At 53.1% G+C, this 1,202-nt stretch carries 1 protein-coding gene; it reads right to left on the reverse strand.

Translation table 11 applies throughout. The features are described from left to right. Positions 1–149: 149 nt before the first annotated feature. Positions 150–1,130: an IS5-like element IS5 family transposase gene (locus L972_RS08250; RefSeq protein WP_026141181.1), complete on the reverse strand. Its 981-nt coding sequence runs from the start codon at positions 1,128–1,130 to the stop codon at positions 150–152. Positions 1,131–1,202: the final 72 nt, after the last annotated feature.

The following is a 1,202-nucleotide window of genomic DNA, read 5'->3' on the forward strand; positions in this document are numbered from 1 at the left end:
CTAGGGAAGGTGCGAATAAGCGGGGAAATTCTTCTCGGCTGACTCAGTCATTTCATTTTTTCAGTTTGAGCCGATCTTTTCTCCCGTAAATGCCTTGAATCAGCCTATTTAGACCGTTTCTTCGCCATTTAAGGCGTTATTCCCAGTTTTTAGTGAGATCTCTCCCACTGACGTATCATTTGGTCCGCCCGAAACAGGTTGGCCAGCGTGAATAACATCGCCAGTTGGTTATCGTTTTTCAGCAACCCCTTGTATCTGGCTTTCACGAAGCCGAACTGTCGCTTGATGATGCGAAACGGGTGCTCCACCTTGGCCCGGATGCTGGCTTTCATGTATTCGATGTTGATGGCCGTTTTGTTCTTGCGTGGATGCTGTTTCAAGGTTCTTACCTTGCCGGGGCGCTCGGCGATCAGCCAGTCCACATCCACCTCGGCCAGCTCCTCGCGCTGTGGCGCCCCTTGGTAGCCGGCATCGGCTGAGACAAATTGCTCCTCTCCATGCAGCAGATTACCCAGCTGATTGAGGTCATGCTCGTTGGCCGCGGTGGTGACTAGGCTGTGGGTCAGGCCACTCTTGGCATCGACACCAATGTGGGCCTTCATGCCAAAGTGCCACTGATTGCCTTTCTTGGTCTGATGCATCTGCGGATCGCGTTGCTGCTCTTTGTTCTTGGTCGAGCTGGGTGCCTCAATGATGGTGGCATCGACCAAGGTGCCTTGAGTCATCATGACGCCTGCTTCGGCCAGCCAGCGATTGATGGTCTTGAACAATTGGCGGGCCAGTTGATGCTGCTCCAGCAGGTGGCGGAAATTCATGATGGTGGTGCGGTCCGGCAAGGCGCTATCCAGGGATAACCGGGCAAACAGACGGATGGAGGCGATTTCGTACAGAGCATCTTCCATCGCGCCATCGCTCAGGTTGTACCAATGCTGCATGCAGTGAATGCGTAGCATGGTTTCCAGCGGATAAGGTCGCCGGCCATTACCAGCCTTGGGATAAAACGGCTCGATGACTTCCACCATGTTTTGCCATGGCAGAATCTGCTCCATGCGGGACAAGAAAATCTCTTTTCTGGTCTGACGGCGCTTACTGCTGAATTCACTGTCGGCGAAGGTGAGCTGATGACTCATGATGAACCCTTTTTCATGGCTCCAGATGACAAACATGATCTCATATCAGGGACTTGTTCGCACCTTCCCTAG

The sequence above is a fragment of the Aeromonas sp. ZOR0001 genome (assembly GCF_000801015.1).
GTDB lineage: Bacteria > Pseudomonadota > Gammaproteobacteria > Enterobacterales > Aeromonadaceae > Aeromonas > Aeromonas veronii.